The sequence below is a fragment of the Halorubrum sp. SD690R genome (assembly GCF_005435035.1).
Taxonomy (GTDB): domain Archaea; phylum Halobacteriota; class Halobacteria; order Halobacteriales; family Haloferacaceae; genus Halorubrum; species Halorubrum ezzemoulense.
In genome coordinates this window covers 37,046-60,712 of the sequence record NZ_SGTV01000020.1, presented here as the reverse complement: position 1 = coordinate 60,712, position 23,667 = coordinate 37,046, and the positions used below count along the sequence as shown (strand labels likewise).

25 protein-coding genes are annotated in these 23,667 nt (G+C 70.8%); 15 read left to right on the top strand and 10 right to left on the bottom strand.

Annotated features, from left to right (window positions below):
- Positions 1-123 precede the first annotated feature (123 nt).
- Entirely contained in the window at positions 124-576 is a 453-nt protein-coding gene (locus EXE41_RS12735) for a DUF5804 family protein (protein ID WP_137691211.1), read from the top strand.
- A gap of 19 nt (positions 577-595) precedes the next feature.
- On the opposite strand, the gene EXE41_RS12730 is transcribed toward EXE41_RS12735, so the two are convergent.
- From EXE41_RS12730 to EXE41_RS12720, 3 genes are all read right to left on the bottom strand, one after another.
- On the bottom strand, positions 596-1,120 hold the full coding sequence (locus tag EXE41_RS12730; protein WP_137691210.1) for a hypothetical protein: 525 nt from the start codon (positions 1,118-1,120) through the stop codon (positions 596-598).
- Positions 1,121-1,122: 2 nt separating this feature from the next.
- The gene (locus EXE41_RS12725; protein ID WP_086216992.1) at positions 1,123-2,307 is read right to left on the bottom strand and encodes a glycosyl transferase family 2; all 1,185 of its coding nucleotides are present in this window, start codon (positions 2,305-2,307) and stop codon (positions 1,123-1,125) included.
- Between the two features lie 110 nt (positions 2,308-2,417).
- A complete protein-coding gene (locus EXE41_RS12720) occupies positions 2,418-3,602 on the bottom strand; it encodes an MFS transporter (RefSeq protein WP_137691209.1) in 1,185 nt (394 codons plus the stop codon).
- A 171-nt stretch (positions 3,603-3,773) separates the two neighbouring features.
- Between EXE41_RS12720 and EXE41_RS19340 the strand changes: the two genes are divergently transcribed.
- Positions 3,774-3,944, top strand: a complete 171-nt coding sequence (locus EXE41_RS19340) for an HVO_0758 family zinc finger protein (RefSeq protein ID WP_167373059.1) — start codon at positions 3,774-3,776, stop codon at positions 3,942-3,944.
- A 150-nt stretch (positions 3,945-4,094) separates the two neighbouring features.
- Here EXE41_RS19340 and EXE41_RS12715 read toward each other — a convergent pair whose 3' ends face one another.
- The 4 genes from EXE41_RS12715 to EXE41_RS12700 form a co-directional block, all read right to left on the bottom strand.
- On the bottom strand, positions 4,095-5,447 hold the full coding sequence (locus EXE41_RS12715) for a hypothetical protein (RefSeq protein WP_137691208.1): 1,353 nt from the start codon (positions 5,445-5,447) through the stop codon (positions 4,095-4,097).
- The gene (locus EXE41_RS12710; protein WP_137691207.1) at positions 5,447-6,103 is read right to left on the bottom strand and encodes a hypothetical protein; all 657 of its coding nucleotides are present in this window, start codon (positions 6,101-6,103) and stop codon (positions 5,447-5,449) included. Before EXE41_RS12710 ends, EXE41_RS12715 begins: the two co-directional genes overlap by 1 nt.
- Positions 6,104-6,160: 57 nt before the next feature.
- Positions 6,161-7,273 (bottom strand): aldo/keto reductase, encoded by a 1,113-nt coding sequence (locus EXE41_RS12705; protein ID WP_137691206.1) that lies wholly within the window; start codon positions 7,271-7,273, stop codon positions 6,161-6,163.
- 83 nt (positions 7,274-7,356) lie between these two features.
- Positions 7,357-7,977 carry a class I SAM-dependent methyltransferase gene (locus EXE41_RS12700; protein WP_137691205.1) on the bottom strand — a complete coding sequence of 207 codons (621 nt, stop codon included), beginning with the start codon at positions 7,975-7,977 and terminating at the stop codon, positions 7,357-7,359.
- A 269-nt stretch (positions 7,978-8,246) separates the two neighbouring features.
- Between EXE41_RS12700 and EXE41_RS12695 the strand changes: the two genes are divergently transcribed.
- The 8 genes from EXE41_RS12695 to EXE41_RS12660 all read left to right on the top strand — a co-directional run bounded on the left by EXE41_RS12695 (position 8,247) and on the right by EXE41_RS12660 (position 17,875).
- Positions 8,247-8,975: an SDR family NAD(P)-dependent oxidoreductase gene (locus EXE41_RS12695; RefSeq protein ID WP_049929408.1), complete on the top strand. Its 729-nt coding sequence runs from the start codon at positions 8,247-8,249 to the stop codon at positions 8,973-8,975.
- A gap of 110 nt (positions 8,976-9,085) precedes the next feature.
- Positions 9,086-10,711 carry a GMC family oxidoreductase gene (locus EXE41_RS12690; RefSeq protein WP_137691204.1) on the top strand — a complete coding sequence of 542 codons (1,626 nt, stop codon included), beginning with the start codon at positions 9,086-9,088 and terminating at the stop codon, positions 10,709-10,711.
- 184 nt (positions 10,712-10,895) lie between these two features.
- The gene (gene dacZ / locus EXE41_RS12685) at positions 10,896-11,705 is read left to right on the top strand and encodes a diadenylate cyclase DacZ (RefSeq protein WP_049929410.1); all 810 of its coding nucleotides are present in this window, start codon (positions 10,896-10,898) and stop codon (positions 11,703-11,705) included.
- Positions 11,706-11,708: 3 nt separating this feature from the next.
- Positions 11,709-12,497, top strand: coding sequence for a mechanosensitive ion channel domain-containing protein (locus EXE41_RS12680; protein WP_049929411.1), 789 nt, complete (start codon positions 11,709-11,711; stop codon positions 12,495-12,497).
- 104 nt (positions 12,498-12,601) lie between these two features.
- Positions 12,602-13,267 carry a GNAT family N-acetyltransferase gene (locus tag EXE41_RS12675; protein WP_137691203.1) on the top strand — a complete coding sequence of 222 codons (666 nt, stop codon included), beginning with the start codon at positions 12,602-12,604 and terminating at the stop codon, positions 13,265-13,267.
- Positions 13,268-13,390: 123 nt separating this feature from the next.
- The gene (locus EXE41_RS12670) at positions 13,391-15,835 is read left to right on the top strand and encodes a DEAD/DEAH box helicase (protein ID WP_137691202.1); all 2,445 of its coding nucleotides are present in this window, start codon (positions 13,391-13,393) and stop codon (positions 15,833-15,835) included.
- Positions 15,836-15,906: 71 nt separating this feature from the next.
- On the top strand, positions 15,907-17,457 hold the full coding sequence (locus EXE41_RS12665; protein WP_137691201.1) for a deoxyribodipyrimidine photo-lyase: 1,551 nt from the start codon (positions 15,907-15,909) through the stop codon (positions 17,455-17,457).
- Positions 17,458-17,533: 76 nt separating this feature from the next.
- Positions 17,534-17,875 carry a DUF6176 family protein gene (locus EXE41_RS12660; RefSeq protein ID WP_137691200.1) on the top strand — a complete coding sequence of 114 codons (342 nt, stop codon included), beginning with the start codon at positions 17,534-17,536 and terminating at the stop codon, positions 17,873-17,875.
- A 27-nt stretch (positions 17,876-17,902) separates the two neighbouring features.
- Here EXE41_RS12660 and EXE41_RS12655 read toward each other — a convergent pair whose 3' ends face one another.
- Both EXE41_RS12655 and mvaD read right to left on the bottom strand, forming a co-directional pair.
- A complete protein-coding gene (locus EXE41_RS12655) occupies positions 17,903-18,262 on the bottom strand; it encodes a hypothetical protein (protein WP_137691199.1) in 360 nt (119 codons plus the stop codon).
- Between the two features lie 82 nt (positions 18,263-18,344).
- Positions 18,345-19,343: a phosphomevalonate decarboxylase MvaD gene (mvaD, locus tag EXE41_RS12650; RefSeq protein WP_089307586.1), complete on the bottom strand. Its 999-nt coding sequence runs from the start codon at positions 19,341-19,343 to the stop codon at positions 18,345-18,347.
- Between the two features lie 105 nt (positions 19,344-19,448).
- Between mvaD and EXE41_RS12645 the strand changes: the two genes are divergently transcribed.
- Positions 19,449-19,955 (top strand): hypothetical protein, encoded by a 507-nt coding sequence (locus tag EXE41_RS12645; RefSeq protein WP_137691198.1) that lies wholly within the window; start codon positions 19,449-19,451, stop codon positions 19,953-19,955.
- 82 nt (positions 19,956-20,037) lie between these two features.
- Positions 20,038-20,373, top strand: coding sequence for a 2Fe-2S iron-sulfur cluster-binding protein (locus EXE41_RS12640; protein ID WP_049929421.1), 336 nt, complete (start codon positions 20,038-20,040; stop codon positions 20,371-20,373).
- 21 nt (positions 20,374-20,394) lie between these two features.
- On the opposite strand, the gene EXE41_RS12635 is transcribed toward EXE41_RS12640, so the two are convergent.
- Entirely contained in the window at positions 20,395-20,712 is a 318-nt protein-coding gene (locus EXE41_RS12635; protein WP_049929422.1) for an ASCH domain-containing protein, read from the bottom strand.
- A 210-nt stretch (positions 20,713-20,922) separates the two neighbouring features.
- Between EXE41_RS12635 and pyrB the strand changes: the two genes are divergently transcribed.
- The 3 genes from pyrB to EXE41_RS12620 all read left to right on the top strand — a co-directional run bounded on the left by pyrB (position 20,923) and on the right by EXE41_RS12620 (position 23,581).
- Entirely contained in the window at positions 20,923-21,870 is a 948-nt protein-coding gene (gene pyrB / locus EXE41_RS12630) for an aspartate carbamoyltransferase (protein ID WP_137691197.1), read from the top strand.
- On the top strand, positions 21,867-22,325 hold the full coding sequence (gene pyrI, locus EXE41_RS12625) for an aspartate carbamoyltransferase regulatory subunit (protein WP_049929424.1): 459 nt from the start codon (positions 21,867-21,869) through the stop codon (positions 22,323-22,325). The genes pyrB and pyrI overlap by 4 nt, the downstream gene beginning before the upstream one ends.
- A 395-nt stretch (positions 22,326-22,720) precedes the next feature.
- Positions 22,721-23,581: a hypothetical protein gene (locus EXE41_RS12620; RefSeq protein WP_137691196.1), complete on the top strand. Its 861-nt coding sequence runs from the start codon at positions 22,721-22,723 to the stop codon at positions 23,579-23,581.
- The last annotated feature ends 86 nt before the right edge of the window (positions 23,582-23,667 follow it).

Sequence of the window (23,667 nt, the reverse complement as noted above, 5' to 3'; positions counted from 1 at the left end):
GCCGAGGAGACACACCCGCGTCATGGTCCCACGTCGGACCGCCCGCCGACCGCGACCCCCTGCCGCGCCCTCCAGCACTCGACGACCGCAACGGATTTGCGCCGGCCGGTCCGACGTGGGACCATGACGCGGGTGTGTCTCCTCGGCGACCCCGACGTGGAGCTCTCCTACGAGCTGCTCTCCCGCGAGACGGCTCGCGACGCGCTCGCGACCTACCGAATCGAGGAGCCGTTCGAGAACAGCGTCGCCGTCGACACCGTGAGCCTCGGCGCCGCCGTCTCGCTCCTCAACGACCTCGACTGGTACCTCGTCCGCTTCGTCGAGGAGGCGCTCGTGTTAGAGCCCTCCGTCGCGTCCGACGAGTGGCTCTCCCGCGACCTCGCCCGCGAGGTCCGCGACGGCGACGTGCTGCCCGAGGAGACCGACCAGCGATTGAAGGTGTTCGGTCTCGTCGACGGTCTCCCGGTCGAACCCCTCTACGTCCGGCGGCGACAGGGCGAGACGCCCGAGTACGACCTCCGCGATGTCGACGAGACGCTCGTCGTCCGCGTGAGCGAGTCAGAGTTCTCGGGGTAAGCTCCCGAGTCCGACGCCGTCACTCGTCCACTTCGGCGAGGATCCGCGTCCGGACCGGGCCCACGTCGACCGGCGCCCACGCCTCCACGTCGTAGGTCACGTCCGCGAGCGTTTCCAGTCGCTCGGCGTCCCCCTCGTCTATCGCCGTCACCGCCTCGTGGCGGAGCCGGTCGAGGACCGCGTCCGCGAGCGCCTCGCGGTCGACGCCCCGGTCGGGCACGTCGAGGATGTGCGGGAGGTCCTCGGCGCCCTCCGGGAGCGTCGGGAACGCGGCGGGACCGACCGCGAGCGCGGTCGATTCGGCGGTGTGGCCCGTCACGTCGTCCCCGGAGAGCGCCCCGTCCGGCGCCGGCACGAGCGCGTACTCGTCGACCGCGAGGTCGATCGCGGCGTCGATGGCGGCCTCGTCGGCCTCGGTCCGCTGTTTGAACGCCAGCTCTGAGAGCGCCCGCGAGAGCTCGGCGCGGGTGAGCCACTCGAACAGGTCGACGACGCCGGCGAGGTCGTCGCGCGCGGCCACGCTCGGCCCGCTCCCGTGCGCCATCGTCAGTCCTCTCCCGGCGCGGGCCCCGTCTGTCCGGCGTCGGTCGCGGGGCTGCCGCCGGCGCCGGTTCCGCCGTCCGTGCCCCCGCCCCGAGCCCCGTCGAGGTCGGCGGTCGCGGCCTCGAAGACCTCGTCGGGGTCGACGGGAGCGTTCCGCCAGGCCGGGAGTCGAGTGTCCGGCCCGGGCTCCCCCAGCGCCTCGGCGTACGTCGCCACCTGTGACCGCTCGTCGGCGGCGTCGTACGAGAGCCCGTTGAACGCCGCGTCGGTCGCGTACCCGTCGACCAGCGTCTCCGCGGCCTCGCGGTAGCGCTCGGCGAGGCCGTCGTAGTCGACGTCGACGCCGGCGTCTTCGACCGCGCGCAGGGTCGCCTCGCCGACCGCCCGGCTCATGTCCGCAAGGCCGGTCGGCCCCTCGACGGAGCGGTGGTCGTGCTCGTAGCTCCCCAGGTCGACCTGCGCGCTGTCGGCGAACCCGGCGCGGTCGAACGCCTCGCCGAGCGTGCCGACCTCCAGCCCCCAGCCGCGCTGGACTCGGAGCTCGGAGACGAGCTCGCTCGTCGCCGCGAACTCGCCGGCGAGCGCGTAGCGGAACGCCGAGAGGTACGCCAGCACGTCCGGCTCCCGCCCCGGCGCGGCGTCGCCGAGCGCGCGGACGAGCGGCCGGAAGAACAGCCTGAACAGCCGCCCGTACAGCGAGCCGTCCTCGACGCGGGCGTAGTACCCCTTCGAGAACGCGTACCCTTCCCCGAGCGGGAACAGCAGCCGGTTCACGAACGCCGGCGAGTAGGTCTTCGTGTCGGCGTCGTGGACGACGACGAACTCCTCGTCGAGCGCGCGACCGAGGGCGAGCCACACGTCCCGACCCTTGCCGCGGTCGCCGTCGAGCCCGCGCGCTTCGAGCAGCGAGGCGAGCTCGGGGCCGTCGCACCACAGCGTCTCGACGTCGAGGTCGAACCCGTCGAGCCAGTCCGCGAACGGGCCGGCGCGGTCGGCCGACGCCCGGAGCGGAACGATCACGCGGGCGGGGTCGACCGTCTCCAGCGTCGAGAGCACGCGCTCGGCCGCGAGCGTCCCGTACTCGCGCTCGGTCATCGGCACGACGACCGCCGCGCGGTCCGTGGGGGCGTTGGGCCGGTGGTCGGTCAACGCGTGGAGGGTCGTCACGCGCTCCTGAACGTACTCCATTTACCGATCACACGGGAGCGACGACCAAAACAGGTGCGGTGCCCCAAGCCGGCGTCGGTCCCCGAGCGGGGGGTCGGCCGGGCCGCGGGGTCGGCGCTCGGGGCGTCGCCTCAGACCCTCCGCGTCGCGCCCGCCGCGCCCCCGGGAACGCGTCCGAGGCGGTACAGCACCGCGTACGCCGCGACGAGGAGCGCCAGCCCCCCGGCGAGTGAGAGGAAGACGGCGTCGTACGTCGCGCCCGCCTCGATCGCCTCGCCGACGGCCCAGGAGCCGGCCGCCTGCGTTGACATCATCCCGGCCGAGAACATCGCGTACGCCGACGCGCGGGACCCGTCCGGCAGCGACGCGAGCAGGTACGTGTCGCCAGCGGGGAACAGCATGTGGATGGCGAACCCCACGACGACGCTCGCGGCGATCACCGCCGCCAGCCCCTCGGCGACGACCACGAGGACGACCCCGCCGACGAACGCCGTGACGATGCCGAGCAGGTACGGGACGTGGGGAAGCCGGTCGGCGAGGTCGCCCGAGACGAGGAAGGCGGGCACGCCGGCGGCGAAGATCACCGTCAAGAGGTTCCGCGCGGTCGACCGCGTCAGGTCCTTGTCGATCATGTACAGCTCGTAGAAGTTGAACAGGCCCTGCCAGACGAAGCTCGTGAGGCCCATCAGCACGATGCCCGCGAGGATCAGCTTCCACTCGCCGCGGGCGGCCCCGAGGAAGTCGGTGTCGCTCGCGCCGGCGTCCGGGAGGTCAGTCCGCCGCGCGAGCGCGACGAACACGACCGTGCTGGCGGCCGCGGCGAGCGCGAGCGCGTAGAAGGCGTACCGCCAGTCGTACCACAGCGCGACGGTGACGGCGGGCGCGGCGATGACGGCGGCAAGCTGGCTGGCCATGCCGTGAACGCCCATCACGCGTCCGACGCGCTGCGGGAACAGCTCCGCGATGAACGGGTTCGCGGCGACGAAGTAGACGCCGGAGGCTAAGCCGATCGCGAAGGCGGCGACCATCAGCGCGAGCACGCTCGGCGCGAGGGCGACGCCGAGCGCCCCCGCGGTCAGCATCGCGCCGGAGACGAGGATGACGCGCCGCCGCGCGAAGCGCGTGAGCGCCCAGCCGGCCGGGATGCGCGGCGCGGCCGAGCCGAGCCACGCGAGCGTGACGATGAGCCCGGCGGTCCCCTCGCGGATCCCGAACGCGTCGATGAACTCTCCCACCAGAGGGGCGAACACGACGCGCGCGAAGTTGACGAGGAACACCAGCGCGCAAAGCGATCCGAACAGCCGGGTCCGTGACACGGCGGCGATTCTCCGCGCCCGGACACAAGCGTTGCGGAAGCGCACGCACCCGGATCCCGGGAGCCGCTCGCGGGCTGCGGCCGCGTCCCTCCGCCGGGTGCCGATCTCGCTCGACGCGTCAGACCGATGTCGTACGGGGTTTTTATCCGCCCCGACGACGAACGGCGGAGTATGAAATCCACGCGCAAGGGACTCCGCGACGGCGACCTGATGAAGGACACCTACGAGCGGCTGAACTGTGCCGACTGCGAAAAGGTGTTGAAAAAGGAGAACGACCCTGACGAAGTGTTCTCCGTCCGCATCTGTCCGGAGTGCGGAAGCCGGTTCAAGGAGCTCCGCTGACCGTCGTCTCGCCCGTCGCCGCACCGCACCGGCCTCCGCGCCGTACCACTCCGCTCCGAATCGCTCTCCCCCGCACCGCACCGCACCGGCCTCCGCCGCGCTGCCGGACTTCGACTACCGCTCGCGCCTCTCCTCGCTGACCGTCGCCGTTCACGAATCGATCGCCGTCGCGACCGACTCCGCCACCGCCACCGCCTCGTCCGCGACGATCTCGATCCACCGGTACTCGGCGTACGCCGTGGCGGCCGAGAGCGCGCTCCGCTCGTCGGCCGCGAGCGCGTCGTCCTGCTCCGCGAACAGCGGCAGGAACTGCGTCGCCAGCCACCGGGCCAGCGGGTTCTCGCTCTCCGCGAGCGCCGCGGCGGACTCGACCGCCGCGCCGCGCGCCGCGCCGATCGCCGCGGCGTCGTCCGGGAACATCGTGTCGCCCGCCTCGACGCGCGCGGCGACGGCGTCGACCGCTCGGAGCCGGGTCTGGACGAGCGCGGTCCGGGTCAGCCCGGTCGCCGGGTGGTCGGGCTCGTAGTCGCCGACCGCGACCGGGTCGAACCACAGCCCGTCGAAGCTCCGGTAGACTGCGCTCGACAGGAGGTCGGCGCTCGGCGCGTCCCGCGCGACGGCGCGCTCGTCGACGAAGGCCTCCGGGCCGGGGTTCTCCCTGAGGTTCTCGACCCCCTCGCCGTGGAGCTCGCGGAGCCGGTCGCCGACCGCGCTGCCGAGGCGGTCCATTTCGCGGCGGATCGGTTCGGCGACCGGCTGCGGGTCGGCGAGCGAGGCCGCGTACCGGTCGCCGAGGTACCGTCCCGCCTCGACGTACGACTGGACCCGCTCGACGTCTCCGACCGCCTCTCCCGCGCGGATCGGGTTCGCCTCGTCGGCCGGACTCCCGCTGCCGACCAGCGTCCGGCGGAGCGCCTCGTCATACCACCGCTCGATCGGGCCGTAGACCGCGGCGCCCGCCAGGGGGTCCGCGGCGGGACCGGGGAGCGCGTCCAGCGTCTCAGACGCGCGCTGACGCACCGCCCCGACGTCGGGCGCCACCGCTCCCGGATCGCCCTCGACGGTCACGCCCGCCCACGTGCCGACGGCGCTCGCGGCGTGATCGCGCGCCGTTGAGTACCGCTTAACCGCTTCCAGCGGAACGAGCGGCTCGTCGGGCCCCGGCAGCGCCTCGCGGGCCGCCGCCCGCTCCGCCTCGATGCGCCCGCGGAACCCGCCGTGCGGGAGCCGCTCCGCGGTCAGGGGGTCCGGGATCGGGCTGAGCAGGCGGTCGACGCGGTCCGCGAACGCGGCGGCGACCTCCGGCTCGAAGCCGACGGGGACGATCCGCGGCCGAGCCGGGACGGAATCGTCGAACTCGCGTGGAACGGCGTCGACGTCGAGCGACGGCGGGTCGTCCCAGAACCGCCGCTCGCTCCCTCGGCCCGAGCAGCCGGCGAGCGAGCCGAGCGCGGCGGCGCCGGCGGCGGCGAGCGCGCCGCGCCGGGTGAGCCCCCGCGGCATCAGAGCTCACCCCACTCGTCGGTCGCCGTGGCGTTCCCGGGGACGGTCGCGTTCCCGTCGATCACCGCGTACTCCGTGTCCGTAGTCCGACACGGCGACCTACCGCTGGAGCCGGACCCGGTGAGCCGGTCGTAGAGGACGACCGGAAGCCGGAAGAGGAGGGCGAGCGCGACCCGCGCGTCGGCCTCGCAGGCCTCGTCCGGCGGCCTGAGCTCGCGGCAGTACTCGAACTCCACGTGCCCGGGATCCCACGAGACGGACTCGATGTGGAGTCGTTCGCACGACTCGATGCCGGCGGGCGACACGTACACCGTCTCCGCGTCGTAGTCGGTCTCGTCGAGGAACGACCGGATCCGATCGCGGTCCGCCTCGGCGACGTCCTCGGCCACGAGCAGCTCGGCCGCCCGCTCGGCGCTCGTGACGAGCTCGCGGTCGATCGCGACGGGCTCTCCGGCGCCGTTGGTCGCGCTCCCGTCGAGGAGGACCGGGTCGCCGCTCGGGTTCCGCGGCTTCAGGACGGTCGGGTCCGTGTCCGTCCCGGAGACCTGCCGTCGGACCGACTCCGATCCTGTGCCGTCCGCGCCGGAGCAGCCGGCGAGCGCGGCGATAGCGCCGATGGCGCCGCCGCGGAGGAGGGCTCGTCGGGTGGGGGACATAGGAGGCGATACCGTCGGTCCGGGTAAACCTCTTTTGGGGCCGGTCGTCGTCCGCGGTCACTCGAAGACGGCGTCGAACGCCGACGCGCCCAGCGGGTCGAAGGTGCCGGCGGCGACGTTCTCGCGGACGTGGTTGGGGTCGGTCGTGCCGACGAGCGACGAGGTGACGCCCGGTGCGCTCCGCGCGAAGTTGAGCGCGCGCTGGGCCGGCGTCTCCCCGGCGAGCGTCGCGTCGACGTCAGGCGGGACCGCGCCCTCGACCGCGAGGTCTCCCTGTCCGATGCTCGCGCTCGTCACCACTGAGAGCCCGGCCTCGTGGGCGAACGAGAGCGCCGAGACGGGCCCGTCCGCGTCACCCTCGGACGGCGCGCGGTGGTTCCGCCGGGTGAACGCGTCCGCCATCGCGACGTTGAAGGGGAGCTGGACCGCCGCGAGCCCGTGGTCGTCGTCGGGGCCGACCGCCTCGCCGGCGGCCTCGGCCCGCGAGAGCACCTCCGCGAGCGAGAGGTACCGGTCGCCGTCCTCCGCAACGCGGAACGCGTCCCACGTCGCGACGCCGTAAGCCCCGACGTCGCCCGCGGCGCGCCGGCGTTCGAGCGCCTCGAACGCGGCTTCGAGCGCGTCGTACACGTCGCCACGCGACCTGACAGCGAGCTGCGTCTCGGGGTTGTGGACGTAGAAGCAGTCGACCGCGTCGAGGCCGAGCCGGTCGAGCGAGCGGTCGAGCGACCACTCCAGGAAGTCGGGGGTCATCGCGTGCGCCCCGTTCGCGAGGTCGTCGGGGTCGACGATCCCCGGCTCGACGAAGCGCTCGCGGACGTACGCGCTCGGGTCGCTCGGTCGCTCGCCGTCGAACGGGAGGAAGCCGCCCTTCGTGGCGACGACCACCGACTCCCGGTCGAGGGGCGCGTCCCGGAGCGCCTCGCCGACGACGCGCTCGGCGCGGCCGCAGCGGTAGTTGGCCGCGGTGTCCACGTGGTTCACGCCGGACCGGAGCGCCAGCTCGATCGACTCGCGCGAGGCCTCGTCGACCGCGGGCGTCGGGTCGCCGAGGTACGTCCCGATCCCGACGCTGGAGACGACGCCGGGACCGAACCGCCGGAAGTAGGTGCGCCCGAAGGCGTCGCCGAACCGGTTCCGGTACCCCCAGAGGGCCTCGCGAGTCGCCATGTGTCCGGAGTTGTCGGCTCGCGGGTAAAAGTCGCGCGGGAGACCGCCGGTCGCGCTCACACCGCGTCAGGAACGGGCGTCTGTCAACGGGACGCGCGGAAGGTCCGCGTGGTGTCTCGCTTCCCGCGGGTGACGTCGACCTCGACGAGCCCGAGCGAGGTGAACACCTCGCCCCAGTCCCGGTAGAACAGCGGCGTCCCCTCGTCGACGTAGTTCACGTCCGGCGGAGCTGACGCCGACCCCTGCGTCGGGGCCTCGATCTCGGCCGTGATCAGAAGCTCGTCGGTGATCCGCGCTATCTCCTCGAAGGCCGGCTCGGCGTCCGGATGGAGGTGTTGTAGCGTCTCGACCGAGAACACCGCGTCGAACGCGCCGTCGTCAAACCCGCTGACCACGTCCTCTATCGCGCCGCAGTGAAAGGTCCCGTCGGCGGCGAGCTCGGGGTAGGCGTCCCGCATCTCGTCGAACGCCCCGGGGTTGATGTCGACGCCAGAGAGGTCCTCGAAGCCGTGGGTTGCGAGGTGGTCGAGGTGCCGGCCCGACCCGCACCCCAGCTCGAGGACGGCCGCGTCGCGGTCGAGGCGCGCGTCGAGGCCCTCACGGATCAGCCCGCTCGTCTTGTTCGGCCCGCGGTGGGCGTAGTACGCCGGCGAGTATTCGCCCGTCCGGTTCGTCCAGGAGTCTCGGACGGTGTTGATGTTCACGGATAACGATTCTGGCAGCGAGGCATAACGCCGTCGAACGGCGCGCGGTGTGCGCCGACGCCGCCGCGGCCCGCTCGGACGCGTCAGGCGCCGACGGCCCTCCGACGTTCGTACTCCGTACGCGGCCGTTATCGCGCGTTTAAACCCGTTGGTACGGTCGTAGCGGACTTCAAACGCCCGGCGGATTCCCGGTACAACGAAACGAGGGAAGTACATATCAGTATCAATATTCCGAAAGAAATACAAAATATACACACAAACGAGTAAATATGCTCGACGGAAAGACCGCTATCGTCACCGGCGGCTCGGCCGGCATCGGGAAGGCCATCGCTGCGGAGTTCGTCGATCAAGGGGCGTCGGTCGTGATCGCGAACCGGACCGAGGAGGCGGGACGAGAGACCGCCGAGGAGCTCGGCTGTTCGTTCGTCCAGTGCGATGTCTCGTCGTACGAATCCGTCGAATCGCTGGTCGAACAGACGGTCGAGGAACACGGCGGGTTGGACATCCTCGTGAACAATGCCGGGATCGGGCTCACTGGAACGGTCGAGGAGACGTCGCTCGAGGACTGGCACAAGTTGTTAGAGGTCAATCTCAACGGCGTCATCTACGGGACGCGAGCAGCCATGCCGTACCTGCGCGAGTCCTCGGGGGCGGTCCTCAACGTCGCGTCGGTGTTCGGACTGGTCGGGGGACCGCAGACGGCCGCGTACGCGACCGCGAAGGGCGCTGTCGTCAACTTCACCCGAACGACGGCCGTCGATTACGCCGACGCCGGCGTCCGGGTGAACAGCATCTGTCCCGGCTTCGTCGAGACCGAGATGACTGCGTCAGAGCTTAACGACGACTCTTTCTACGAGTTCGTCCTCAGTCAGACGCCGATCGGCCGCATCGCCGAACCGGAAGAGATCGCAGAACCGGCGGCGTTCCTCGTCTCGGACAAGGCCTCGTACATCACCGGAGTCAACCTCTCGATCGACGGCGGGTGGACGACGCACTGACGCGCGGCCCCGTCGGCTTCGACCCCGGTCTATCCAGTCATATTCGGCGTGACCCGAGCGACCTCGTAGTCGCTGATCCGTTTAAATACTAGTCTCTCACATGCTAGTCTATGACAGACACGGAATACGACTTCGTCGTCGTCGGGGCGGGCTCTGCGGGCTGCGTCCTCGCGAACCGACTCACCGCGGACCCGGACAGGAGCGTGCTGCTCCTCGAAGCGGGCACACCCGACGACGACCGGAACATGCGGATCCCGGCGGGCTTTCCGGAGCTGTTCGAGAGCGACGCGGACTGGGAGTACTACACCGAGCCGCAGGACGGCTGCGGCGGTCGACGGCTCTACTGGCCGCGCGGTAAGACGCTCGGCGGGTGCTCCTCCACGAACGCGATGATCTACATCCGCGGCCACCCGTCGGACTACGACGACTGGGCGGCCCTCGGCAACAACGGCTGGGGGTACGAGACCATGCTGGAGTACTTCAAGCGGGCGGAGACGTTCACGCCGTCGGGATCGCCCTACCACGGGTCCGCGGGGCCGCTCAACGTGACGGACCAGTCCTCGCCGCGACCGGTCTCCCAGGCGTTTGTCGACGCCGCCGCGCAGGCGGGCTACGACCGCACGGACGACTTCAACGGGGCGGCACAGGAGGGCGTGGGGATGTACCACGTCACGCAGAAGAACGGGGAACGCCACAGCGCCGCCGACGCGTACCTCAAGCCCGCCCTCGACCGACCGAACCTCACCGCCGAGACCGGCGCGCAGGTGACCGAGGTGACCATCGAGGACGGTCGCGCGACGGGAGTTCAGTACAGTCAGGACGATCAGAGCCGGTCCGCGGGGGCCGCCGAGGAGGTCCTCCTCAGCGCCGGCGCGGTCAACTCCCCGCAGCTCCTCATGCTCTCGGGCGTGGGCGACCCAGACCACCTCGCGGACCACGGCATCGATGTCGAGACGGCGTCGCCCGGCGTCGGTCGGAACCTCCAAGACCACCTGTTCGCGTTCACCGTCTACGAGATCGACGGCGACATCAGCACGCTCGACGACGCCGGCGGCCTGCTGGACGTCTTCAACTGGTTCCTCCGCAAGCGCGGGAAGCTGACCTCCAACGTCGCCGAGGCCGGCGGGTTCGTCCGCACCGACGGCGCCGATTCCCGGCCCGACCTCCAGTTCCACTTCGCTCCCTCGTACTTCATGGACCACGGCTTCGCGAACCCCGAGACCGGGCGGGGGCTGTCGATCGGCGCGACGCAGCTCCGGCCGGAGAGCCGCGGGCGCGTCACGCTTCGCTCGGCCGACCCGTTCGACGACCCTATCATCGACCCGAACTACCTCGACGCGGACGCGGACCTCGAAACGCTCGTGGACGGGGTCAAGCGCGCCCGCGAGATCGCCCGGCAGGACGCGCTCGCCGGGCACGTCGGGCGCGAGGTGTGGCCCGGCGAGGACGCCGAGACCGACGAGGCGATCGCCCGGCACGTCCGCGACACGTGCCACACCGTGTACCACCCCGTCGGCACGTGCGCGATGGGGGACGACGAGGCGGCGGTCGTGGACGAGGAGCTTCGGGTTCACGGCGTCGAGGCGCTCCGCGTCGTCGACGCGAGCGTGATGCCCACGCTCGTCGGCGGCAACACGAACGCCCCGACGATCGCCGTCGCCGAGCGGGCGGCGGACCTGATCCGCGACCGGCCGACGCCGAGCGCGACGGAGCCGGCCGCGGCCGCCGACGACTGACCTGGTTCGGGCCCGCGCCAGCGGCCGCTTCGCTCCGGACCGCGCCCCGCTGGCCGCTTCGTTCCGGACCGCGCCTCGCTGGCCGCTTCGCTCCGGACCGCGCCGCCGCCGCTCTCGTTCGGCGTCAGACGCACGCACGACGCCGACGCAACGACTATACGGATTCCTCGTGTCAGTTGCGTCAATGGACTCGCTCACCGACCACCTGGCGGACCTCGTCGCTGACGTCGACGCCGCGCTGCTGTTCTCTCCGACGAGCTCCTTCTACGAGCGGTTCGCGAACGGCGGGAGCGAGGTCGTCGTCGTCGCGCCCGACAACGACGTCGACGCTGAGACGTTCGTCGATCTCCCGCTCCCCTTCGACAACGTGAAAGACCGGATCCGGTTCGGCATCGAGGGCGCGATGGACGCGGACCTCGTCTCCGAGGGCGACGAGGTCGCGTGCGTCGCCTCCGTCTTCGAGGGCGGCTCGGACGCGGTCGTCCGGGTCACCGTCGACGAGAGTATCCACACCGGCATCTTCGACCTGTTCGCCAACTCCCGCGCCGAGCCGAGCGTGATCCGCGACGTGTTCGAGGTCGCGATCGAACTCGGTCAGAAGGGACAGAAGGGGAAGCCGGTGGGCGCGCTGTTCGTCGTCGGCGACGCGGGGAAGGTGATGAACAAGTCGCGGCCGCTGTCGTACAACCCATTCGAGAAGAGCCACGTCCACGTCGGCGACCCAATCGTGAACGTCATGCTCAAGGAGTTCTCGCGGCTGGACGGCGCGTTCGTCGTCTCCGACTCCGGGAAGATCGTCTCGGCGTACCGTTACCTCGAACCCGCCGCCGAGGGGGTCGACATCCCGAAGGGCCTCGGCGCGCGCCACATGTCCGGAGCCGCGATCACCCGCGACACCAACTCGACCGCGATCGTCCTCTCCGAGTCGGACGGGCTCGTCCGGGCGTTCAAGGCGGGCGAACTCGTCTTGGAGATCGATCCGGAGGAGTACTGACTCATGTCCGCGGTCCAGATCACCGTCCCAGAGTTCCTCCTGAACGTGCGGTACCGGATCTGGCTGGCGCTGGCGGTGCTCCTCTTCGGTCTCGCGCTGGCGTACCTCACCGGCGTGATCAACCGCCGGCTGCTCCGCCGGGCGGGCGTCCCCGAGGTGATCGAGGGGACCACCTTCGAGCGGACGGCCCGCGAGTTCGACACCTCGACGGTGCGGATCTTGGCGCAGCTGTCGAGCTACTTCATCGTCGCCGTCGCGGTCATCGTCGCCCTCACGGTCGCAGACGTGAACTACCTCGAACAGTTCTGGTCCGGCGTCGCCGCCTTCCTCCCGCGGCTGTTCGTCGCCGCCGTCGTCGTCATCGTCGGCGTCGTCGTCGGCGACAAGGCGGAGCTGCTCGTCGCCGAGCGCCTCCGGGGGATCAAGCTCCCCGAACTCGGCGTGCTCCCGACGGTCGTGAACTACAGCGTCGTCTACGTCGCCGCGCTCATCGCCCTCGGACAGGTGGGCGTTCAGACGCTCGCGCTCATCGTGCTGCTCGCGGCGTACGCGTTTGCGGTGGTGCTGTTCGCCGCGCTCGCGACGAAGGACCTCGTCGCGTCGGCCGCCGCCGGCGTCTTTCTCCTGCTCCGACAGCCGTACGGCATCGGCGACGAGGTCCGCGTCGCCGGCGAGCGCGGCGTCGTTCAGGAGGTCGACCTCTTCGTCACCCACATCGAGACCGACGGCGAGGAGCACGTCCTCCCGAACCACGTCGTGTTCCGCGAGGGGATCGTGCTGATCCGGGAGTAACCCCCGATCCGACCACGTTGCGGCCGACGCCGACTCCGTTACCGATTCTCACGCTGTGAAAGTCGTTGTCACCCTATAACACGACCCGACGCCAACGTTGATACATGACCTCCGATACCGCGAGCGCCGCTTGCGACGGCTGGGACGGGAGCGAGTGCGAGGGGACGCCGCACTGCCCGCCGCGGTGTCCGCGCTTCGTCGACAAGGAGGGCGCGCGCTGGACGATCCGGCCCGCGACCGACGCGGACGAGCCGTTCCTCGCAGAGATGTACGAGCGGTTCGGCCGCCCCCACCGCGCGCAGGGGCTCCCGCCGGTGAGCCGGCGCCGGCGCGTCGACTGGATCCGATCCATGCTGTCGGAGGGGAACAACGTCGTCGCCGAGCGGGACGGCGAACTGTTCGGCCACGCGATGTACACCCCGACCGACGCCGACACCCCCGAACTCGCCGTCTTCGTCCACCCGGACGCGCAGGACCGCGGCGTCGGGACGGAGCTGTGCCGTCACGTGATCGCCAACGCCGCGGCCGCCGGCCGCGACGGGATCGAACTCCACGTCGAGACCGCGAACCGCCCCGCGCGGAGCGTCTACCGGACGGTCGGCTTCGAAGTCGTCGAGCGGCGCGGCGACCTCCGGATGCGGGTCGACCTCGACCAGCCGATCGCGACCGAGGTCCGCTGGCCGCCGCTCGCCCGCGAGGGCCCCGCGGAGCCGGCGGTCGACCTCTCACCGACCGACGGCGGGCCCGAGCGATCGCCCGCGGACGACTGAGCGGCACGGCGCTCCCGCGGGCGACTGGCCGCCACAGCGTTCCCGCAACCGCCCGGTCGACACCGCACTCTCCTCGGTGCCACCGCAACCGTTAGGCCCCGCCGACCCGAGGGTATCGTAACCGTGGACGACGCCATCGAGTGGCTGCGAGACCGCCCCTTCTACGAGGGACAGATCGCCGACCAACGGCGGCTCCCGGCGCGCGAGCCGGAGTTCGCCGATGTCGACCTCGAACCGCGGCTCGCCGACGCGCTCGCGGACCGCGGCATCGAGCGGCTCTACCGGCATCAGGCCGACGCCATCGGCGCGGTCCGCGACGGCGACGACGTCGTGCTCGCGACCGAGACGGCCAGCGGCAAGTCGCTCGCGTACACCGTCCCGGCGTTCGAGGCCGCGATGGACCACGGCGGGCGCACGCTGTACGTCGGCCCGCAGAACGCGCTGATAGCCGACCAGGAGGAGTCGCTGTCCGAGCTCGCGGCCGACCTCGGCTTCGGTAGCCGCGTGTCGGTCGACTCGTACACCGGGCGGCTCTCGCGGGCGGAGAAGCGCGACGTGCGCGACCGCCGCCCAACCGTCCTCCTCTCGAACCCGGACATGCTCCACTACGCGCTGCTCCCGTACGCGGGGCGCCTGTGGGACTGGTTCTTCTCCTCGCTGGAGCACGTCGTAATCGACGAGGTCCACAGCTACCGCGGCGTGTTCGGCTCGCAGGTCGCGCTGACCCTCCGCCGGCTCGCGCGGACCTGCGAGCGATTCGGCTCCGCGCCGCAGTTCGTCTGCTGCTCGGCGACGATCAACAACCCCGTCGACCACGTCGCGACCGTTACCGGCCGCGACCCCGACGGGATCGCCCTCGTCGACGAGGACACCTCGGGGCGCGGGCCGCGCAACTGGGTGCTGTGGAACCCGCCCGAGTACGACGACGACTGGCAGGAGCGCGGCAGCGGCCGCCGGAAGTCGAGCCACACGGAGAGCAAGCGCCTCTTCGTCGACCTCGTCACGGCGGGCCAGCAGACGCTCGCGTTCACCCGCGCCCGCCAGACCGCCGAGCAGTACGCGACCGACAGCGCGAGCGACCTCCGCGAGCGGGGGGAGCGCGACCTCGCAGGGAAGGTCGGCGCGTACCAGGCGGCGCTCACCGACGACCGACGCCGCGAGATCGAGGCCGACCTCCACGCGGGCGACCTCCGCGGCGTCTGGTCGACGAGCGCCCTCGAACTCGGCGTCGACGTGGGCGGGCTCGACGCCGTGGTGCTGGACGGCTACCCCGGCACGCGGATGTCCGCGCACCAGCGCGCGGGGCGGGCCGGTCGCGGCGACGACCCGGCCACGGTCGTCATGGTCGGGGGCGAGGACCAGCTCGACCAGTACCTGATGCGCAACCCGAGCGACTTCTTCGACGCGCCGCCGGAGGACGCGATCTGCGACCCGGAGAACGGGCAGCTCATGCCCGGCCACGTCGCCTGCGCGGCCGACGAGAACTGGCTCTCTCCAGACGACGAGCGCTTCTTCGGCGACACGTTCCCGGGCGTCGTCGCCGGCCTGACCGAGGCGGGCGCCCTCGAACGGCGCGAGGCCGCGAAGGGCACGCGCTGGGTCCACGCCGACGACGGAAGCCCCCAGCAGTCTGTGAACCTCCGCACGGCCGAGGAGCGCGAGATATCGCTGATCGAGCGGTCGAGCGGCGAGACGGTCGCGACGCTCGCCTTCGCGGACGCGCTCCGCGACGCCCACCCGGGCGCGATCTACCACCAGCAGGGCCGCACCTACGAGGTGGTCGAGCTGGACCTCGACCGCGACGTGGCCGAGCTCCAGCAGTCGTGGGCGGACTACTACACGCAGGTGCGCTCCGACAAGGACATCGTCGTGAACGAGGACCTCGACGAGCGGGCGCTCTCGGCGCGCCCCGACGTGCCCGTCCGGTTCGCGGACGTCACGGTGACCGAGCAGATCACGGGGTTCGTGCGGAAAGACGCGGCGACCGGGGAGTCGCTCGGCGAGTCGACGCTCGACCTCCCGGAGACGACGCTACGGACGAAGTCGTTGTACTTCCCCGTGCCCGCGGACGTCGAGCGCGAGATGCGGCGACTCGGCGACGCGCTCGACGATGGGGACGCCGGAGATCCCGAGGTCAGCGCCGACGGAGGTGCGCCCGATTCGGGCGTCGATGTCGACGGCGAGCCGATCCCGGGCGGCGAGTACGCGTTCAACGGCGGAATCCACGCCGCCGAACACGGGATCATCTCGCTGTTCCCGTTCCACCTGCTGTGCGACCGGGCCGACGTGGGGGGGATCTCGACGCCCCACCACCCGCACACTGAGGGGCCGGCGGTGTTCGTCTACGACGGCTACCCCGGCGGCGTCGGACTCACGCGCCGCGGCCACCGGCGGATCGAGGAGCTGATGACCCGAACCGCGCGGCTGATCGACACCTGCGGCTGCGAGGGTGGCTGCCCCGCCTGCGTCCAGTCGCCCCACTGCGGGAACGGGAACGACCCGCTGGCGAAAGCGCCGGCCGTGCGACTGCTCGAATCTCTCACGGGGGCCGACGCGGACGCCCGATAGGACCTGCTCGGAGCCAGTCAAGCCTCCGCCGGTCCCGGTGGTTTCACGGTGGACGCGTCCGTGCGGATCCCATGGAGCTGTTCTGGCACCGACGGGACCTCAGAGTCGCGGACAACGTCGGCTTAGCGGCCGCCGCGGGGGCCGGCGACGGAGACACGAGCGAAGACGCCGACCAGGGGCCCGCCGCGCCCGTCTTCGTCTTCGACCCCGACGTGCTCGACCACGCGAGCGACGTGCGGGTCCGCCGCCTGCTCGACGGGCTCGCGGCGCTCCGCGAGGCGTACCGCGAGCGCGGGAGCGACCTGATCGTCGCGCACGGGGACCTTGAAGCGCTGCTCCCGCGCCTCGCCGAGGCGCTCGGCGCCGAGCGCGTCGTCTGGAACCGCGACTACTCGGGGCTCGCCCGCGAGCGCGACGCCGGGGTTCGACGCGCGCTCGACGCGGCCGGCGTCGCGCGAGAGGCCCACCACGACGCGGTCCTCCACGACCCCGACGCGATCCGGACGAACGCCGGGGACCCGTACTCCGTGTACAGCTACTACTGGAAGAAGTGGACCGACCGCGCGAAGGACGACCCCCTTTCCGCGCCGACCGGCGCTGCGCTCGCCGCCGCCGACCGACTGACGGACGCGGTCGACGCTATCGACGGGACCGACGCGGGCGACGCGACGGTGGCCGACGCCGGCGTCGACGCGCTCCCCGTCGCCACGGTGGGCGACCTCCCGACGCCCGCCGACCTCGGCTTCGCCGAGCCGGACGCCGATGTCGGGCCGGCGGGGACCGCTGCCGCGCGCGAGCGCCTCTCCGACTTCCTCGACGAGGCGGTGTTCGCCTACGAGGCCGAGCGCGACTACCCCGCCGAGGACGCGACCTCGCGGCTGTCGACCTTCCTCAAGTACGGGGAGATCGGCGTCCGCGAGGCGTACGCGGCGACCGAGGAGGCGATGGCCGAGGCGGCGTCGGACGCGCGGCCCGACGACGCCCCCGAGCAGGTCGAGGAGTTCCAACAGCAGCTGGCGTGGCGGGAGTTCTACACGCAGGTCCTCTTCCACAACCCCGAGGTGGTGACGGCGAACTACAAGGAGTACGAGGAGGGGATCGACTGGCGCGACGACCCCGACGAGATCGCGGCGTGGAAGCGCGGCGAGACGGGATATCCCATCGTCGACGCCGGGATGCGCCAGCTGCGCGAGGAGGCGTTCATGCACAACCGCGTGCGGATGATCGTCGCCTCCTTCCTCACGAAGGACCTGCTCGCGGACTGGCGGCACGGCTACGACCACTTCCGCGAGCGGCTGGCCGACCACGACACCGCGAACGACAACGGGGGCTGGCAGTGGGCGGCCTCGACGGGGACCGACGCGCAGCCGTACTTCCGCATCTTCAACCCCATGACGCAGGGCGAGCGATACGACCCCGACGCGGAGTACATCACGGCGTACGTCCCCGAACTGCGCGGCGTCGAGCCCGACCTCATCCACGAGTGGCACGAGCTGTCGCCGACACAGCGCGCGAACGCGGCTCCGGCGTATCCCGCGCCGATCGTCGACCACTCGGAGCGCCGCGAGGAGGCCCTCGCCATGTACAAGCGGGCCCGCGGCGAGGACCCGGAGGAGGACTGACTCCCGCCGTCCGAGAGCGTGCCAACAATTAACAAAGGCGGACAACCGTTAGGTGAAACGGGCGCGACCCGGCCGTATGGTCGACGTCGTCCTCACGAAACAGCGGATCGAGCCCGGAGCGACCGAGCGGCTCGAAGCGTGGGCGCGAGAGATTCGGGATCGAGAGTCCGAGGCGGTTGAAACCCTGCGCAACGAAGGGATGTACTCCGAGACCGCGTTCGTCGAGCACGCCGACGACGGGGACTACCTCGTTTACTATATGAAAGCCGAGGACATCGACGCGGTCTACGAGGCGTACGAGGAGTCGTCCCACGACATCGACGAGGAGCACGAGCGCGTGCTGAGCGAGGTCCTCGAAACCGGCGAGAACGTCGGCGAGTACGACCTCCTCTATCACCTCGAAAACCCCGACCGCTAACGCCCGGGAACCGGTTCCGCCGCGCGGTCACTCGGTCGTCGCCTCAGAGACCGCGCTCACCAGCTCGTTCACCGGGAAGGACTCGTCGTAGTCGAACGACGCGAACACCGCGTCGTATCGGTTCGACGGGAAGAGGAACACCACCAGGTCGTCGAAGAACAGCGTCTGCGCAGCGTACCGACTCTTCCCCACGAGGCGCTTGAAGTCGTCGCCCGTGATCTGGTTCGACATCACCAGCTGGTACGCCTCGTCGAGGTCGGCGTCCGAGTAGCGGTCCTCCACGTCCTCGCGGACGTGTTCGACCTCGAACGACACGCTCCGGAGATCGGCGACGACCCGGGGCGCGGGCCCGTCGAACGCGAGGATCGTGTCGGCGATCGGTGACATGTCACTTTCATTCATTCCGCGGGCTCATAAATCACCGCGACAGACTCCGCCAGCGCCGGTTCTGCCCCGCCCGTCCCGCCCCTCAGAACAGCGCCTCGCTCTCGTCGAGGACGCGCGCCGGACCGCCGACCTCCCAGACGTCGGTGTCGACGCCGATCTCGGCGATCCGGCTCTCGACCTCGTCGACGTGGTCCGCGAGCGTGTTCACGTACACCGAGGCCCCGGTGTCGGTCGAGAAGTAGACAGGGACGCCCGACTCGCGGAGTTCGCGCACCGCGTTGAACACGGCGATCGTCTCGGGCTGCCAGTACACCCATCCCGCGGGGCCGGTCATCGTCGTGGCCGTCAGGGACAGCGAGTCGTGCTCCGCCGTCTCGAAGATCCGGTCGAAGTCGCCCGTGCGGAGCGCGTCGGTCATCTCAACTAGCTGGTCTTGGACGTGCGCGGTCCGCGCCTGCATCATGTGGCTCGCGGCGGCCTCGCGGTGGGCCTCCTCCGTCTCCTTGTACGCGGGGACGTGTGCGGCGACGATTCGGAGGTCCTCCTCGGGGTCGAAGCCGTCCTCGCTCACCCCCACGTCGAGCCGGGAGGAGCGACAGTCCTCGTCGTTGAGCCCGGCGTCGAGCCGCGAGTACGCGCCCGTCACCGAGCGGGCGGCAGAGGAGGAGCCGCGGCGGGCGACCGTCGAGACCTCCGGGAGAGACATGTCGAGGCCCGCGGCCTCCACGAGGGCGAGTGCGGCGGCCGCGAAGCCCGACGAGGAGGAGCCGAACCCGATGTTCGACGGGAAGGAGTTCTCGCTCTCCAGTCGGACGGCGGCGTCGACGCCGGCCAGGTCGCGGACGTGGTCGACGACCATGTCGATGCGCTCGGCCGCGCGGCCGTCGACCGCCTCGCCGCCGATGACGTATGCGTCCTCGCTCGCGTCCGGCTGCCACTCGACGGTGGTCGTCGTGGCGGTCGGCGCGGTACAGAGGCTGATGCTGTCGTGGTACGGGAGCCGCAGTTCCTCGTCGCGCATCCCGTGATACTTGACGAGCCCCTGGATCGGGTGGGCTCGCGCGGTGGCCTTGCCGGTCATGTCTCGGGAAGCGTCCGGCGGGGGATTAGTCGTTGCGATAGGTGGGAGGCGGTGCGCGACCGTTGTCGGAACAAGATATTACTGAGATGCGACGCAGGGCCCGACATGGTCCGCCGCGACGCGCTCCTCCGCCGGCCGCGAGCGAAGCCGTACGCCCTCGCCGCCGTCACGGCGGGAGTGGTGTTCCTCGAAGCCGTGACTCGGTCCCGCCAGTACGCGATACGGGAGGGACAGCCGGTGACCGCCCGAACGCCGCTCGACCTCGTGGTCGACGTCGCCGGAACCTACCTCGTGGTGCCGGGGCTTCTGTTCGTCGCGTTCTACGCGCTTATCGCTCCCGGCTCGCGGATTCCACTGACCGGCCGGTCGCTACTCGCGCTCTTCGCGGGCGCGCTCATCGGCGGGCTCGCGGGACAGTACGTCGGAGTCGCTCCCCACTCGCTCAGGACCCTGCTGTGGTCGGGCACCTTCGCGGCCGACCCGCAGATCATGCGCCTGTGGGTCGACGTGTTCGGATCGATCGGTCGAGACTTCCTCGTCGCCGTCGGCGTGTTAGTCGTGGCGCGGACCGTTCGTGACAGGCGGAACGAGCGCTCGGACGCCGCCGCGTAGCGACCGAGCGCTCGCTTCCGTCCCCGCGCCGGCGACGGGATAGAGGGAACCCTTTTTGACCGGTCGGCGGGTACTCCGCGCCATGACAGAGTACACCGTCGAGTTCGTCGGCACCGACGAGACGATCGAGGTGGCCGACACGGAGACGATCCTCAGCGCCTGCTTCGAGGAGGGGATCGCTCAGGAGTACTCCTGCCGCGTCGGGATGTGTCTCGCCTGCTCCGCCGAGATCGTCGAGGGCGAGGTGACACAGCCCGCGGCTCGCGGCCTCTCCGACGAGGAAGCCGAGCGGTACGCGCTCACCTGTATGGCCCGCCCGCAGTCCGATCTGAAGCTCGACCGCGGGAAGTACCCGCCGAGCATCGAGGACGACGCGGCGACCGCGGCGGGAGACGGCGCAGCCGCGGACGACGACTGAGCCGTCCCGCCTTCTCCGGCCCTACTCGGCGCGCTCGAACCGGTGTCTGACCACGTCGGCGTCGTCGTCCCACTCGAAGTTCCCGCCGTGCGCGCGGACCATTCGCTCCTTGTACGCCGACAGCGACGGCGACCCCTCGCGCTTCGCGTCCTCGTCGGTCATGTCGCCGAGCGTGCGCTCGGTCACCTCGACCAGTTCGAAGGCGACGCCGTCGATCTCGAAGGTGTCGCCCTCTTCGCCGTATCGGTTCCCGCGGTGGAGCTGCGTCACCTCGCCGTCGAGGGCCGCCTGCTTCACGCGGTCGTTCGGGAGCAGGTCGGCCGGGTCGTTGTCTGCCATGCGATCCGCTTCGGTCCGCGGCGGCTTATGTACGGCGGCGAGGGGTCGGCACGGCGGCGAGTCTTCGACTCTGTCGCGCCGATCCCGGACCGGTTCGGGGCGCGTTGCGGATATCGAAACGGCGACCCGAGCGGGTACGCACGTCCGTGAACACCCGCGCTGCGCCCCGAGCCGAGGGATTCAAGATACTGCCGACACCCATCTCTGACGATGCGACAGGACCACCTCATCACCGCGACCCAGCTCTCGCGGGATGACATCGAGGCCGTACTCGACCGGGCCCGGGCGGTCGCCGACGACCCCGCCGCCTACGCGGACCGGCACGCCGGCCGCGTGCTCGCGCTCTGCTTCTTCGAGCCGAGCACGCGGACCCGGATGAGCTTCGACAGCGCGGCCAAGCGCCTCGGGATGAACACCATCGACATGGGCGACGTCGACTCCTCGTCCGTCTCGAAGGGGGAGTCGCTGTCCGACACCGTCCGCGTCATCGAGGGGTACGCGGACGCCCTCGTCCTCCGCCACCCCAGCGAGGGTGCCGCGACGCTCGCCGGGGAGCGCGTCGACGTACCGGTCGTCAACGCGGGCGACGGCGCCGGACAACACCCCTCCCAGACGCTCCTCGACCTCCACACGATCCGCGAGGACCACGGGCTCGACGACCTCACGATCGGGGTCATGGGCGACCTGAAGTACGGCCGGACGGTCCACTCGCTGGCGGCCGCGCTGACGGAGTTCGACGCCAACCAGCACTTCATCAGCCCCGAGTCGCTGCGGCTCCCGCGCTCCGTGCGCTTCGACCTCCACGAGACGGGCGCGCAGATCCGCGAACACGATGATCTCGAACCCGTCCTCGACGAGCTCGACGTGCTGTACGTCACCCGGATCCAGAAGGAACGGTTCCCGGACGAGAACGAGTACCACCGCGTCGCGGGCGAGTACCAGATCGATGCCGAGACGCTGGCGGACGCCCCCGACGACCTCACCGTGATGCATCCGCTCCCGCGCGTCGACGAGATCGCGCCCGACGTCGACGAGACCGACCACGCCCGCTACTTCGAGCAGGCGCACAACGGGATCCCGGTGCGGATGGCGCTGCTCGACACCCTGTTGGAGAACGCGAACCCGGATGGCGACGAGGAGACGGAGGTGAGTCGATGAGCGATCACGAGCTGCGCGTCTCGAAGATCCGCGACGGCACCGTTATCGACCACGTCGAGGGGGGCCAGGCGCTGAACGTCCTCGCAATCTTAGGCATCGACGGCTCCGAGGGGTTGGGCGTCTCCGTCGGGATGAACGTCCCCTCCGACCGGCTCGGCCGCAAGGACATCGTGAAGGTCGAGGACCGGGAGCTGTCGCAGTCGGAGGTCGACGTGCTCTCGCTCATCGCGCCCGAGGCGACGATCAACATCGTCCGCGACTTCGAGGTCGTCGAGAAGAACCGGGTCACCCGTCCCGACGGCGTCACCGGCGTGCTCTCCTGTCCGAACCGCAACTGTATCACCAACGCCGGCGAGCCGGTCGAGACGCGGTTCGACGTGGTCGCCGACGGGGTGCGCTGCGACTACTGCGCGACGATCCTGCGGTCCGACATCGCCGATCACATCGACGTCTGAGGCGGCCGGCGCCGCGGGTCGCTCCGCTCTGGGCAGCCTGTTTTCTGTCCGTTCTACTCGGGGCGACCTGTCTTGTTCCGACCTATTCGGGGCGACCTGTTCTCGGTCCGGTAGGTTTTAGCGCCCACCGTTCCAACCGGCAAGTATGAGCAAGAAAGCCAAGCTCGTCCTCGTCCTGTCGCTCGTCGCGCTCGCGTACTTCCTGTTCGCCGGCGACAAACAGCCGGTCGAAGTGGAGTAACCGCGAGACGCCGCGCTCGCGCTCTCCGCTCGACGCCGCGCTCGTCACACCACTCGCCGCACGGCACGCCGAATTAGACTCCGCGTCGACTCGCCTCCCCGGTCGACCACCCCGATACCGTCCGTTTTTACCGACCAGTCACGTATGCGACTCCATGTACGGGGTCGTCACGCGCAACGCCGACGAGGTCGCGATGGAGCCGTTCGACCTCGGCTTCTACGAGGTGAAAGACGTCACGGGGCGGGCGGCCGAGCCCCTGCCGGACGCCGTGAACATGGTGTCGTGTTTCGGCGACAACGCGGCCACGAGCGAGGACGACGACCTCGTCCCGGTCGACGAGCGCGGCGAGCCGGCGACTCGCGACCGCGACTACTTCGACTGGGCGTACATCTGCCCGACACACCCGGAGTACCGCGAGGGACTCTTGGAGATCATCGCGGACTGCGCCGCCGAGAACGAGGACGTGCGCCTCGACGACGTGGGGTTCCCCCGCGAGGGGTTCTGTCACTGCGACCGCTGTGAGCGTCTGTTCGCCGAGAGCGACCGCGAGGAGTTCGCCGACTGGCGCGCGGACGTGATAACCGACTTCGTCGCCGAGGCGGCCGATCTGGTCCCCGGCCGACTCCTGCTGACGCTGTACCCCGACCCGTACCCCGACCACCTCTACGAGCGGGCCGGCCTCGACGTCGACCGCCTCGCCGCCCACGTCGACGAGTTCGTCGTCCCGCTGTACGACACCGAGTACGCGACGACCTACTGGCTGGAGACCATCGCGCGGGGGTTCCGCTCGATGCTCGGCGGCGACTACTCCCTCCACGGCGCGCCGCCGGAGACGCCGTTCTCGCTGGAACTGTACGCGGTCGAGGTCGACGTCGACGACCTGATCCACGCGACTGAGGTCGCCGAGACGTACGCGAAGGACGTGTTCTTCGGCTACGACGCGAACAACGCGGCCGCCGCGGTCCGTCGGAAGGACGCCGACTCGCGCGACGGCGAGGTCCACCGGCCGGAGTGACCGGGCGCGTCGGCCGTCCGCTTGCGACTCCGTGGACGAGGGTTTAAATACGCCCACGGTCGACTGCTACTCGACCGGCCGCCGGC